The organism is Pseudomonas sp. GW821-FHT05D12, assembly GCF_059419825.1.
The window spans coordinates 256685-270223 of the sequence record NZ_JBWKSN010000005.1 but is presented as its reverse complement, the minus strand read 5'-3'; the positions used below and the strand labels follow the sequence as shown (position 1 = coordinate 270223).

At 63.5% G+C, this 13539-nt stretch carries 11 protein-coding genes; 8 read left to right on the top strand and 3 right to left on the bottom strand.

All coding sequences use genetic code 11. From position 1 onward, the window contains the following. Nucleotides 1–5 precede the first annotated feature (5 nt). The 3 genes from tssK to tagH are packed head-to-tail and all read right to left on the bottom strand — an operon-like array spanning nt 6 to nt 3246. Complete coding sequence (gene tssK / locus AC07SI_RS11530) at nt 6–1340, bottom strand: type VI secretion system baseplate subunit TssK (protein ID WP_106802281.1); 1335 nt, start codon at nt 1338–1340, stop codon at nt 6–8. Between the two features lie 16 nt (nt 1341–1356). Then, a complete protein-coding gene (tssJ, locus tag AC07SI_RS11525; RefSeq protein WP_213551336.1) occupies nt 1357–1866 on the bottom strand; it encodes a type VI secretion system lipoprotein TssJ in 510 nt (169 codons plus the stop codon). Between the two features lie 51 nt (nt 1867–1917). Further along, nucleotides 1918–3246, bottom strand: coding sequence for a type VI secretion system-associated FHA domain protein TagH (tagH, locus tag AC07SI_RS11520; RefSeq protein ID WP_495005761.1), 1329 nt, complete (start codon nt 3244–3246; stop codon nt 1918–1920). A gap of 395 nt (nt 3247–3641) precedes the next feature. Between tagH and tssA the strand changes: the two genes are divergently transcribed. The 8 genes from tssA to tssH all read left to right on the top strand — a co-directional run bounded on the left by tssA (nt 3642) and on the right by tssH (nt 13501). Next, nucleotides 3642–4661, top strand: a complete 1020-nt coding sequence (gene tssA, locus AC07SI_RS11515) for a type VI secretion system protein TssA (protein ID WP_495005760.1) — start codon at nt 3642–3644, stop codon at nt 4659–4661. 54 nt (nt 4662–4715) lie between these two features. Continuing rightward, a complete protein-coding gene (gene tssB, locus AC07SI_RS11510; RefSeq protein ID WP_010207547.1) occupies nt 4716–5222 on the top strand; it encodes a type VI secretion system contractile sheath small subunit in 507 nt (168 codons plus the stop codon). 2 nt (nt 5223–5224) lie between these two features. Continuing rightward, nucleotides 5225–6721 carry a type VI secretion system contractile sheath large subunit gene (gene tssC, locus AC07SI_RS11505; RefSeq protein WP_032884437.1) on the top strand — a complete coding sequence of 499 codons (1497 nt, stop codon included), beginning with the start codon at nt 5225–5227 and terminating at the stop codon, nt 6719–6721. A gap of 184 nt (nt 6722–6905) precedes the next feature. Then, nucleotides 6906–7394 (top strand): Hcp family type VI secretion system effector, encoded by a 489-nt coding sequence (locus AC07SI_RS11500; RefSeq protein ID WP_005792512.1) that lies wholly within the window; start codon nt 6906–6908, stop codon nt 7392–7394. A gap of 78 nt (nt 7395–7472) precedes the next feature. Next, nucleotides 7473–7988: a type VI secretion system baseplate subunit TssE gene (gene tssE / locus AC07SI_RS11495; RefSeq protein ID WP_495005759.1), complete on the top strand. Its 516-nt coding sequence runs from the start codon at nt 7473–7475 to the stop codon at nt 7986–7988. Beyond that, nucleotides 7985–9844 (top strand): type VI secretion system baseplate subunit TssF, encoded by a 1860-nt coding sequence (gene tssF / locus AC07SI_RS11490; protein ID WP_495005758.1) that lies wholly within the window; start codon nt 7985–7987, stop codon nt 9842–9844. The genes tssE and tssF overlap by 4 nt, the downstream gene beginning before the upstream one ends. Continuing rightward, nucleotides 9808–10851 carry a type VI secretion system baseplate subunit TssG gene (gene tssG / locus AC07SI_RS11485; protein ID WP_065902535.1) on the top strand — a complete coding sequence of 348 codons (1044 nt, stop codon included), beginning with the start codon at nt 9808–9810 and terminating at the stop codon, nt 10849–10851. Before tssF ends, tssG begins: the two co-directional genes overlap by 37 nt. Then, on the top strand, nt 10844–13501 hold the full coding sequence (gene tssH, locus AC07SI_RS11480; RefSeq protein ID WP_495005757.1) for a type VI secretion system ATPase TssH: 2658 nt from the start codon (nt 10844–10846) through the stop codon (nt 13499–13501). Before tssG ends, tssH begins: the two co-directional genes overlap by 8 nt. The last annotated feature ends 38 nt before the right edge of the window (nt 13502–13539 follow it).

Genomic DNA, 13539 nt, shown 5'->3' with positions numbered 1-13539 from the left:
GCGGATTATCCTCGGATCGCCCAGAAGGCCAGGTTCAAGCCCGGGAATTGCCCGGCGATATGGAAGGCAAAACCACCGGAGTTGCTCAGCTGCTGCCAGTGCTCGCTGCCACGGTCCAGCTCGTAATAAGTGGAGCCTGCGTGGTACGGGATCTGGCGCGGCGCCACCGGCAGCGGCAGCAGGCCGATGCCCGGCAGTTGCAGGTTGACCAGGTCGCGGATGTGCTCCACCGAGCCGACCTTGCTCTGCTGGCCGAAGCGCCCGCGCAGGGTTTCGCCCGGCACATCGGCGCGCACCACGAGGATGAAACTGGCGCTGTCGAGCAGGGTTTTGTCCGCCAGCATCGCCACGTGGACGCCATAGGCTTTCTCGACGATCGGGATCGGCGTGGCCTTGCTGTCGATCAGCATCGACAGGGCCTCACGCAGGGCTGCCATCACCGGAGCGAAGCTCAGGGCCAGGTCGTCGTGCTGGTACTGCGGGTATTCCTGCGGACGTCGGCCGGCAGTGGAAAAGGTCGAGAACTCACCGGCCAGGCTCACCAGTTCGCTGAAGAAGCGCTCCGGGTGCAGCGGGCTCAATTGGCTGAAATGCTGGAGCAGCGGCTGCGCCCGGTTGACCAGTTGCAGCAGCATGAAATCGGCAATCTCCGAGGCGCCTCCCGCGCCCGAGGCGACCACGCGGCCAGCCAGGGCTTCGCCACGCTGGTGCAGCAGGCCGAGCAGTTCGCTGCGAAACGCGGTCAGCGGTTTGCTCGCGGCCACATCGAGGACTGGCGGGATGTAGCTGTCATCGAGCACGAGTGCGCGGTCGGCGCGTTTTTCCTTGATGCGCACCAGGCCGATGGCGGCGTAGTCGCTGATGCCATCCTGCGCGGTCAACAGACGCAAGGCGCGCGAACCGACGGCTACCGGCGCGCGGTTCTCGAACGGCGCGTTGTCGTCGCGCACTTCGCGCACCTGGCTCACATAGCGCGCAGCGCCCAAGTCTTCGCCGTCATCGACGGTGTCACGGGCGCCCGCACGCTTGAGCGGCAAGGCCAGGTACACCAGGCCGTCGCGCAGGGAGTCATCGATATTCAGCGGGCTTGGCGCCAGGTCATCCTGGGGGATGTTGAACGGCGTGCCGTCGGGCAACAGGCCGCGCGCCGAGACGATCGCCAGCTTGCCCTGGGCCAGCAGGCCCTGGTCGATCAGCAGCTCGGAGAACCCCCAGGCGCCCACGGACAACGGGCGGCTGCGGGCGTCGATCAGGTTTTCCAGGTAACGGTCATGCTGCTGGAAGTGCTGCGTTCCGATGAACATGCCTTCCGACCAGACCACGCGATTGTTCCAGGACATGGGGGCTCCGATTGCGTTATTGGGCAGGGCTGGATGGGGCAACCACGACGTCGGCGCGCACCGCGCGCACATCGAGGCTGATCTGGTATTCGGTGTATTGGCGCGCTGGCACGTTGATCACCGTGCGCCACTGCGCGCGGTCCAACTCGCGATAGCCGACCAATAGCCCGATCTGGCGCGTGGACGGGTCGAGGTCGCGCTGGATGCTCAGTTGCTCGCCGGGCTGCACCATGACTTCATCCTGGTCCAGCAGGTCCAGGCCGAGGGTGGATTGCGCGCGGTCAGCCAGGGCGAAGTAATCGGAGCGCGCGAAGGTGGCGGCGTTTTTCAGTTCGAAGATGCGCACCCGTACCGGGGCGGCCTGGCCGTTGGCGCCGGGGTTGAGCCCGGCAATCGCGTGAAAGTGCAGCTCGACGGCGGCGGTGTCCGCTGGCGCCTCGGTGGCGGCGTCGGGTTTGGCGGCATCCTTGGCACACGCCGTCAGCAGAAGCAGTGTGGCGACTGCGAATAAAAACCTGGGAATCATCCTGCGTCCTCAATGACGTACTTAGCTATCCGTTAATCCATGTGTTGCGGGTCAGCGACGCTGGCGTGCGCTGTGTTCCTCATAGGCTCGGCTGAATTCGCGGCCGAACAGGTCCTGGAAGTCTTCCTGGGCCTCGCGGGAAATGTTGCTGTAGAGCTCGGTGAACTGCTGCCAGTACTGGGCCTGGCGCGAGCCGTTGAAAAGACTCGAGAGCCCGCCGGGCTTGCCCATGCGCTCTTCCAGCTGCGCCGGCTCGAAACGCCCGAGCAGGTGTTTGATCGCTGCTTCCACACCGGCCATCACCGCCAACTGGTGGGCGCGCAAGTCGTCGAAACTGTCGCGCACGGCAGCATCGGGTGCCATAAACGCCTGGTTGCCATGGCGAAGCAGCAGCAGTAACGCTTCGTCGGCATTCGGTGCGAATTTCAACGGATTGTTTTCAGCGGGCTGGATCATCGTCTGCTGCATGCGGAACTCACCCTTGAGACTGGCGCGAGCGCGCAGCACATCGATCAAGCCTTCGACCATCAGCCGGTAGCTGCGGCCGATACTTTCCATCTGCGCGCAGGCATCGGCCCGGTCGAGGCGCAACTGGTCCAGGCCGGCACCGCGCAGGAAGGCCTGCAACAGATCCGGCTGTTGGCTGTCGGCCACGGGGAGCACGGGCTCGACCACGGGCGGCGGCGGGGTAATGGGCGCAGGCGGCGGTGACGGCGGAGGTGGCGGTGCGCTGACGACCGGTGCGGGCGTGTCGCCAAACAGGTCCCAGTCTTCGGGAATGACCGAACTCGGCACCACGGGTTTCTCAACGACCACAGGGGTCGGGGGGCGGAAGTCATGCTGCTCGGACGGCACGTGGTCCGGTACCGTCGGGGGCGGTACGGCAGTGGGGCTGAGGAAGTCGAACAGGTCCGGCAGCGTGTCCATCGACGACGCCCCTTGGAACTGCGGCGCAATCACCGGCGTCGGCGTGGGGGTGCTCACCACGGCGCCCATCAGCGCTTCAAAACTGTTCGGTGAATCCCCGGCAAACGGCTGGCTGTCGACGGCCTGCACGTTGAAGTCGATACGCGCCTGGATCTCGTAATCGCCGATGCGGATCAACTCGCCATTTTGCAGGGGTTCGCTGTTACCCCGGCGCATCCGAATACCGGCGTTGACCAACTCCACGCCATTGGTGCTGTTATCGGTTAAATAATAACGGCCTTCTTTGTATTGAATAACGCAGTGTTGTGAAGACACCAGCCGCTCAGGGTCAGGCAACACCCAGTCATTGTCCGCGCTGCGGCCGATAGCCATCGAGCCCTGATTCATGGACTTTTCCGAGCATTGCCCAGGGGTGATCTTGTGATAACTAGTGATAGTCAAACACAGCGACATCTTGCCTCCTTGCTGATACTTCGCGCGCAGTCGATTCCCGGGCCGAGCGGTTCCCGGGAGATCCCCATCTGGTCGTGCAATCGACCGTCCACAACCTGCCGATACCAGCATGATCGCTGATCTTAACTGGGCTCCATGACAAAAATCCTGTCCGGGTACGCCGTTCGACCCACCAGTCGTGCAGGTTGTTAAGCACCGCACATCTGTCACAGAGGGCGAATAGCTTACCTTGACAAGCCCTAAGTACTACACCAAAAATGCACAACTTCTTGAATACCAGTGATGGCACATTAGTGGCATCTTGCTTATATGACCAAGAAAACATGCAAAGTTCCTCGCGCAACTAATGCATGCATTGCCCGCCATCTAACGGGCTGATAGGGAGATCAATTTCAGTGGATGTGCCGTTGCTGCTCACCGCCGTTTCCGCAACTTCGCCGTGTGGCGAAGACATGGAATATGACGCGGACTTTCTCCAACTGGAGCGTGATGCCAAGGGCCAACCCGAGCGCAGCATGGGCGATTCGATTTTGCCCGCTGAACCGCCGGAATGGCGCAGCATCCAGCAGCAAAGCCTCGACTTGTTGCAGCGCAGCAAGGACCTGCGAATCACCCATTTCCTGTTGCAAAGCTCGCTCGCCCTGCAAGGCGTGGCCGGGCTCGCAGAAGTGCTCACGCTGATCAACGTGCTGCTGCGCGAATACTGGGCCGACCTGCACCCGCGCCTGGATGCCGACGACGATAACGACCCCACGGTTCGCATCAACGCACTGTCCGGCCTGACCAGCGACGCGACCATTCGCCTGCTGCGCGAAAGCATTCTCACCCGCTCGCGCACCTTCGGCCCGGTCAGCCTGCGGGCCGCGCTGAACGCCAGCGGCCTGATGAATTTCCCCGATGAGCAGCTCGGCGCGCAGCAACTCAACGCCGCGTTCCTGGACAGCGACCCCGAGCAATTACAGGCCACCCGCGATGCCCTGGGCGCCGCGCGCGCCGCTTGCGAAGCCATCGAACAACAGGTCAGCGATCAGGTCGGTTCGGCCCAGGGCGTCGACCTCAGCCTGTTGAAGCAACCGCTCAAGCAGGCCCTGCAAATCCTCAACCAATTCGTACCGAACAGCGACACCCGCAGCGAACCCGAGGCCGTCAGTGACGACAATGCCCCCTCGGTCGACTTCGCCGCAGCCCCCGCAGCACCGCGCCCCACTGGCGACATCGCCAGCCGCGATGACGTGCTGCGCAGCCTCGACAAAATCCTTGCGTACTACACCCGGCACGAGCCTTCGAGCCCGCTGCCGGTGTTGTTGAACCGGGCCAAGAATCTGGTGCACGCCGACTTCGCGGCCATCGTGCGCAACCTGATTCCCGACGGCATGTCCCAATTTGAAAACCTGCGCGGTCCGGACGGCGAGTAAGCCGCCCGAGCGTGCAGTAACAACACCGTCGCTCAAGCGACCAGGAGCAGCAACGTGGCGAAGCAAAGTTCTCAGAAATTCATCGCGCGCAACCGCGCGCCTCGAGTGCAGATCGAGTACGACGTCGAGCTCTACGGCGCCGAGAAAAAGGTCCAGCTGCCCTTCGTGATGGGCGTGATGGCCGACCTCGCCGGCAAGCCAGCCGAGCCTCTGGCGCCCGTGGCCGACCGCAAGTTCCTTGAAGTCGATGTCGACAATTTCGACTCGCGCCTCAAGGCCATGCAGCCGCGCGTGGCATTCCACGTCCCCAACGAGCTGACCGGCGAAGGCAACCTGAGCCTGGACATCACCTTCGAAAGCATGGACGACTTCAGCCCGGCGGCCGTGGCCCGCAAGGTCGATTCGCTGAACCAGCTGCTCGAAGCCCGTACCCAGCTGGCCAACCTGCTGACCTACATGGACGGCAAGACTGGCGCTGAAGAAATCATCATGAAGGCGATCAAGGACCCGGCATTGCTCCAGGCACTTGCCAGCGCACCCAAGCCTGCAGGGGACCAATAATCATGACGGACAATACCGCCCGCGAAGGCTCCCAGATCCTGGGGGCTACCGAAGAAGCCAGCGAGTTCGCGAACCTGCTGCTGCAAGAATTCAAGCCCAAGACCGAGCGTGCCCGCGAAGCCGTGGAAACCGCCGTGCGCACCCTGGCCGAGCAGGCCCTGGCGCAAACCGACCTGGTGTCCAATGACGCGATCAAGTCGATCGAATCGATCATCGCCGCCATCGACGCCAAGCTCACCGCCCAGGTCAACCAGATCATCCACCACCAGGATTTCCAGCAGCTGGAAAGCGCCTGGCGTGGCCTGCACTACCTGGTCAACAACACCGAGAGCGATGAGCAGCTCAAGATCCGCGTGCTCAACATCTCCAAGCCGGACCTGCACAAGACCCTGAAGAAATTCAAGGGCACTGCCTGGGACCAGAGCCCGATCTTCAAGAAGATGTACGAAGAAGAATACGGCCAGTTCGGCGGCGAACCGTACGGTTGCCTGGTCGGCGACTACTACTTCGACCAGTCGCCACCGGACGTCGAGCTGCTGGGCGAGCTGTCGAAAGTCTGCGCCGCCATGCACTCGCCGTTCATCGCTGCAGCGTCGCCGACCGTGATGGGCATGGGCTCGTGGCAGGAACTGTCGAACCCGCGCGACCTGACCAAGATCTTCACCACCCCGGAATACGCCGGCTGGCGCTCGCTGCGTGAATCGGAAGACTCGCGCTACATCGGCCTGACCATGCCGCGCTTCCTGGCGCGCCTGCCGTATGGCGCCAAGACCGACCCGGTGGAAGCCTTCGCCTTCGAAGAAAACACCGACGGCGCCGACAGCTCCAAATACACCTGGGCCAACGCCGCCTACGCGATGGCCGTGAACATCAACCGTTCGTTCAAGCACTACGGCTGGTGCTCGCGCATCCGTGGCGTGGAGTCCGGCGGTGAAGTGGAAAACCTGCCGGCCCACACGTTCCCGACCGATGACGGTGGCGTGGACATGAAGTGCCCGACCGAAATCGCCATCAGCGACCGCCGCGAAGCGGAACTGGCGAAGAACGGTTTCATGCCGCTGCTGCACAAGAAAAACACCGACTTCGCCGCATTCATTGGCGCGCAGTCGCTGCAGAAACCGGCCGAATACGACGACCCGGACGCCACCGCCAACGCCAACCTGGCCGCACGCCTGCCGTACCTGTTCGCCACCTGCCGTTTCGCCCACTACTTGAAGTGCATCGTGCGCGACAAGATCGGCTCCTTCAAAGAGAAGGACGAGATGCAGCGCTGGTTGCAGGACTGGATCCTCAACTACGTCGACGGCGACCCGGCGCACTCCACCGAGACCACCAAGGCCCAGCACCCGTTGGCGGCTGCCGAAGTGATCGTGGAAGACGTCGAAGGCAACCCGGGGTACTACAACTCCAAGTTCTACCTGCGCCCGCACTACCAGCTCGAAGGGCTGACCGTGTCGCTGCGCCTGGTATCGAAGCTGCCTTCGGCGAAAAGCGCCTAAACATCGGATGAGCTAGCTCTTCTGTAGGAGCCGGGCTTGTGTGGGAGCGGGCTTGCTCGCGAATACGGTGGGTCAGTCGAAACATCTCAGGCTGATACACCGCTTTCGCGAGCAAGCCCGCTCCCACACAAGCGGGCTCCCACACAAACCAAATCGAGTGGCGCACGCCACACAGGGAGAAAACATGGCTGTTGATATTTTCATCAAGATCGGCGACATCAAGGGCGAGTCCATGGACAAGGCCCACAAGGACGAAATCGACGTGCTGAACTGGAGCTGGGGCATGGCCCAGTCCGGCAACATGCACGTGGGCGGTGGCGGCGGTGCGGGCAAGGTGAATATCCAGGACCTGTCGCTGACCAAGTACGTCGACAAGGCGTCGCCGAACCTGATGATGCACTGCGCCAGCGGCAAGCACATCGACAAGGTCAAGCTGACCGTGCGCAAGGCCGGTGGCGAGAGCCAGGTCGAGTACATGGTGATCAACCTGGAAGAAGTGCTGGTCACCTCGCTGAGCACCGGCGGTTCGGGCACCGATGACCGCCTGACCGAAAACGTCACCCTGAACTTCGCCCAAGTGATGGTCGACTACCAGCCGCAGAAAGCCGACGGCACCAAAGACGGCGGCGCGATCAAGTTTGGCTGGAACATCCGTTCCAACACCAAGCGCTGATAGCCCTTGTGGCCGTGGCCCGGCGCCACGGCCCAAGGCTTTGTGTTCCTCTCGCAACCCGTCCGTGGAGCTGCTTTGGTGGTAACTGAAATCGCTTCCCGCGACCGTCTGCAACCGTCCCTGCTGGATCGGTTGACCGACGACGACCCGACCAATCCCAAGGAAAGCGCCGACAAACGCGTGCTGTCCCTGACCCAATTGAAAGCCTCGGTTCTGCGCGACCTGGCGTGGCTGCTCAACACCACGTCGTTGCTGGATTCCGATGCCACCCTGCACACCCCGGCCGGTACTTCGGTGGTCAACTACGGCCTGCCGGCACTGGCGGGCAACAGTGTGTCCAGCGTCGATATCAAGGCCCTGGAAGCCCTGATCTACCAGGCCATCGCCATGTTTGAGCCGCGTATCCTGCGCCACACCTTGCGGGTCAAAGCCCGCGTCGGCCATGGCGAGATGAACCACAACGCGCTGAGTTTCGAGATCGAAGGCGACCTGTGGGCACAACCGGTGCCGTTGCGCCTGCTGCTGCAAACCGACCTCGACCTGGAGTCTGGCCACGTACGCGTGGTGAATGCCGACCAGCGGAGGCGCCCATGAACCCGCGCCTGCTGGAGCTGTACAACCAGGAACTGCACCACGTGCGCGAAAGCGCCGCCGAGTTCGCCAAGGAATACCCGAAGATCGCCAGTCGGCTGACCCTGTCCGGCATGGACTGCGCCGACCCGTACGTCGAACGCCTGCTCGAAGGTTTTGCCTACCTGACGGCCCGCGTACAGCTCAAGCTCGACGCCGAGTACCCGACCTTCACCCACAACCTGCTGGAAATCGCCTACCCGCACTACTTGGCACCGACACCGTCGATGACCGTGGTGCAATTGCAGACCGATCCCGATGAAGGCTCCCTGGCCAGTGGCTTCCCGCTGCCGCGCGACACGGTGTTGCGTGCCGCGCTGGGCCGCGAGACCCAGACCTGCTGCGAGTACCGCACCGCACACCCGGTGACGTTGTGGCCGTTGCAAGTCAGCGGCGCCGAGTACTTCGGCAACCCCGCCGCCGTGCTCGGCCGCCTGGCCGCCAGCGAGCCGAAAGCCAAGGCCGGCCTGCGCCTGACCCTGCGCACCGGCGCCGAATTGCCGTTCAACAGCCTCGACCTCGATAACCTGCCGCTGTACCTGAGCGGCGCCGACGAGCAACCGTTCCGTCTCTACGAGCAATTGCTCGGCAATACCTGCGCGGTGTTCGCGCGCAAGCCCGGTGGCGACTGGGTCGAACGCCTGCCTCAAGGCGCGTTGCGCTCGCGGGGGTTTGACGACGCCGACGCGGCGATGCCCGTGGTCGCGCGGGCATTCCAGGGCTATCGCCTGCTGCAGGAATACTTCGCCCTGCCCCACCGCTTCCTGTTCGTCGAATTCGCCGAGCTGGGCCGCGCGGTCAAACGCTGCGACGGCCAGGAACTGGAGCTGATCGTCCTGTTCGACCGTCACGAGCCGAGCCTGGAAGGCAGTGTCGGCGCCGCGCAGTTCATGCCGTTCTGCACGCCGGCCATCAACCTGTTTGCGAAACGGGTGGACCGCATCCACTTGTCCGACCGGGTCAACGAACACCATGTGATCGCCGACCGCACCCGGCCGATGGACTTCGAGATTCATTCGTTGAGCGGCATCACCGGCCACGGCACGGGGCCGGAACAGCCGTTTTTGCCGTTCTACGCGGTACGCGATCCGTCGCGGTATGGTCGTGACCAGGCCTACTACACCGTGCGCCGCGAGCCGCGCGTGCTGTCCAGCGATCAGCGCCGCAACGGCCCGCGCTCCACGTATGTGGGCAGTGAAACCTTCGTCAGCCTGGTCGATAGCCAGCAGGCCCCGTACCGCCACGACCTGCGCCAACTCGGCGTGACCGCGCTGTGCACCAACCGCGATTTGCCACTGTTCATGAGTGTGGGCAACGGCAAGACCGACTTCACCCTGGCCGACAGCGCCCCGGTATTGGCCGTGCGTTGCGTTGCCGGCCCGAGCCGCCCGCGCGCCAGCCACGCCCATGATGCCAAGGCCTGGCGCCTGATCAGCCAGTTGTCGCTCAACTACCTGTCGCTGAGCGAACAAGGCCAAGGCGCCGGCGCCTTGCGCGAACTGCTGCGCCTGTACGGCGACAGCAACGATGCCGCCCTGCAATTGCAGATCGAAGGCCTGCGCGAAGTCAGCAGCAAAGCGGTGACCCGACGCTTGCCGATGCCCGGCCCGATCGTGTTTGGTCGCGGCCTGGAAATCACCTTGGAATTCGATGAAAACGCGTTTCGCGGCACTGGCGTGTTCCTGCTCGGTGCAGTGCTGGAGCGCTTCCTGGCACGCTACGTGTCGATCAACAGTTTTACCGAGACGGTGATCCGTACCACCGAACGCGGCGAGATCATGCGATGGAAAGCCAAGCCCGGGCGGCGTCCGACCCTGTGAATACACTGGATGCGATGCATCAGGAGCCCTGGGAATACGATTTTTTCCAGGCATTGCGGCGTATCGAGTGCGAATCGCCGGAGCTGCCACGCCTGGGCCATTCCCTGCGCCTGGCGGATGACCCGCTGCGCCTCGGGCAACAGGCCGACTGCACCTTCGCCCCGGCGACCCTGGCCTCGGTCGATCCGGGTGGCGACGGCAAGCCGGCGCGGCTGGAGCAGTTCTTCTTCGGCCTCGGCGGCCCCAACGGCCCGTTGCCGCTGCACATCACCGAGTACGTGCGCGAGCGTCAGCGCAACAACGCCGACAGCACCAGCAAACAGTTCCTGGATATTTTCCACCACCGCCTGCTGAGCCTGTTCTACCGGGCCTGGGCCGAGGCGCGGCCGACCGTCAGCCACGACCGTCCGGACGACGACTACTGGTCCGCACGCCTGGCGGCCTTGAGTGGCCGCGGCATGCCGAGCCTGCTCAACCAGGGCCTGATTCCGGACACCGCGAAGCTGCACTACAGCGGTCACCTGTCGGCGCAAACCCGCTACCCGGACGGTTTGAAGGCGATCCTCGGCGAGTACTTCGGCCTGCCCGTGGAGATCGAGGAATACGTCGGTCAATGGCTGGAACTGCCCGAGCGCAGCCGCGTCAGCGTGAGCGCCAATCAACTGGGCGTGGACTTTTGCCTGGGCAGCCACGTGTGGGACCGCCAGCATAAATTTCGCATCCGCCTCGGCCCGCTCAAGCTCGATGACTACATGGGCATGCTGCCCGGCAGCCAGCCGTTCAATGAGCTGGTGGCGTGGGTGGCCGAGTACCTGGGCCATGAATTGGACTGGGACCTGAACCTGGTTTTGCAACAACCCGAAGTGCCGACGCTGCAACTCAACGGCCAGTTCCGCCTGGGCTTCAACACCTGGCTCGGCAAACCTGCACAAGACGCCAACGACCTAATCCTGGCCCGGCACTACGCCGATCACGCCACCACCTCAAGGAATCCAGAGCATGGGTGAAATCAGTCGCGCCGCACTGTTCGGCAAACTCAACAGCGTGGCCTACAAGGCCATCGAAGCCGCCACCGTGTTCTGCAAACTGCGGGGCAACCCGTACGTGGAACTGGCCCACTGGTTTCACCAGTTGCTGCAGCTGCAGGACTCGGACCTGCACCGCATCATTCGCCAGTTCAACGTCGAGCCGGCACGCCTGGCCCGCGACCTGACCGAAGCCCTGGACCGCCTGCCGCGCGGCTCGACTTCGATCACTGACCTGTCATCCCACGTCGAAGAGGCCGTAGAACGCGGCTGGGTCTACGGCAGCCTGATGTTCGGCGAAAGCCAGGTGCGCACCGGTTACCTGGTGCTCGGTATTCTCAAGACCCCGAGCCTGCGCCACGCGTTGCTGGGCTTGTCTTCGGAGTTCGACAAGATCAAGGCCGAAGCCCTGAGCGAACGTTTTGACGAATACGTCGGCGACTCGCCCGAAAACGCCTTGAGCGCCAGCGACGGTTTCAATGCCGGTGCGGTACCAGGCGAAGCCAGCGGCGCGATGGCGCCGAGTGCGATGGGCAAGCAGGAAGCCCTCAAGCGCTTCACCGTCGACCTCACCGAACAGGCCCGCAGCGGCAAGCTCGACCCGATCGTGGGCCGTGACGAAGAGATCCGCCAGTTGGTGGATATCCTGATGCGTCGGCGCCAGAACAACCCGATCCTCACCGGTGAAGCCGGGGTGGGCAAGACCGCCGTGGTCGAAGGTTTCGCCCTGCGCATCGTCGCCGGCGATGTGCCGCCTGCGCTCAAAGACATGGAACTGCGCAGCCTCGACGTGGGCCTGCTGCAAGCCGGCGCGAGCATGAAAGGCGAGTTCGAACAGCGCCTGCGCCAGGTCATCGAAGACGTCCAGGCTTCGCCCAAGCCGATCATCCTCTTCATCGACGAAGCCCACACGCTGGTAGGTGCCGGTGGCGCCGCCGGCACCGGTGACGCGGCCAACCTGCTCAAGCCCGCCCTCGCCCGTGGCACCTTGCGTACCGTGGCCGCGACGACGTGGGCCGAGTACAAAAAGCACATCGAGAAGGACCCGGCGCTGACCCGGCGTTTCCAGGTCGTGCAAGTGGCCGAGCCGTCAGAAGACAAGGCACTGCTGATGATGCGTGGCGTGGCCTCGACCATGGAAAAACACCATCAGGTGCAGATTCTCGACGAAGCCCTGGAAGCCTCGGTGAAGTTGTCGCACCGCTACATTCCTGCGCGCCAGCTGCCGGACAAATCCGTGAGTTTGCTGGACACCGCCTGCGCCCGTGTCGCCATCAGCCTGCATGCCGTGCCGGCTGAAGTCGATGACAGCCGCCGCCGCATCGAAGCGCTGGAAACCGAGTTGCAGATCATCGCCCGCGAACACGCGATCGGCATCGCCATCGGTACACGCCAGGCCAACAGCGAAGCCTTGCTGAGTGCCGAGCGTGAACGCCTGGCCACCTTGGAAAGCCGCTGGGCCGAAGAGAAAACCTTGGTCGACGAACTGCTGGCGACCCGCGCAACCTTGCGTGAAAAAGCCGGCGTGGTGGACAGCGGCAACGATGAGCTGCGCGCCCAATTGGTCGACCTGCAACAGCGCCTCACAGCCCTGCAAGGCGAAACCCCGTTGATCCTGCCGACCGTGGATTACCAGGCCGTGGCCTCGGTGGTCGCCGACTGGACCGGCATCCCGGTGGGCCGTATGGCGCGCAATGAGCTGGAGACCGTGCTCAACCTCGACCAGCACCTGAAGAAGCGCATCATTGGCCAGGACCACGCGTTGCAGATGATCGCCAAGCGCATCCAGACCTCCCGCGCCGGCCTCGACAACCCGAGCAAGCCGATTGGCGTGTTCATGCTCGCCGGCACGTCGGGCGTGGGCAAGACCGAAACCGCCCTGGCCCTGGCCGAAGCCATGTACGGCGGCGAGCAGAACGTGATCACCATCAACATGAGCGAGTTCCAGGAAGCCCACACGGTGTCGACCCTCAAGGGCGCGCCACCGGGCTACATCGGCTACGGCGAAGGCGGCGTGCTGACCGAAGCAGTGCGGCGCAAACCCTACAGCGTGGTGCTGCTGGACGAGGTGGAAAAAGCCCACCCGGACGTGCACGAGATCTTCTTCCAGGTGTTCGACAAGGGCGTGATGGAAGACGGCGAAGGCCGGGTGATCGACTTCAAGAACACCCTGATCCTGCTGACCACCAACGCCGGCACCGAGCTGATTTCGCATGTCTGCAAAGACCCTGCGAACACGCCCGAGCCGGAAGAAATCGCCAAGGCCCTGCGCCAGCCGTTGCTGGAGATTTTCCCGCCGGCGCTGCTCGGCCGCCTGGTGACCATTCCTTACTACCCGCTGAGCGACACGATGCTCAAGGCGATCACTCGCCTGCAACTGGACCGCATCAAGAAGCGCGTGGAGAGCACCCACAAGGTCGCCTTCGACTACGACGATGCGGTGGTCGACCTGATCGTCTCACGCTGCACCGAAACCGAAAGCGGCGGGCGCATGATCGACACCATTCTGACCAACAGCCTGCTGCCGGACATGAGCCGTGAATTCCTCACGCGCATGCTCGAAGGCAAGGCGCTGGCGGGCGTGCGTATCAGCACGCGGGATAACGAATTGCACTACGACTTCAACGATTGACCTGACGGAATGCGATAAAAACTGTGGGAGTTGCCATG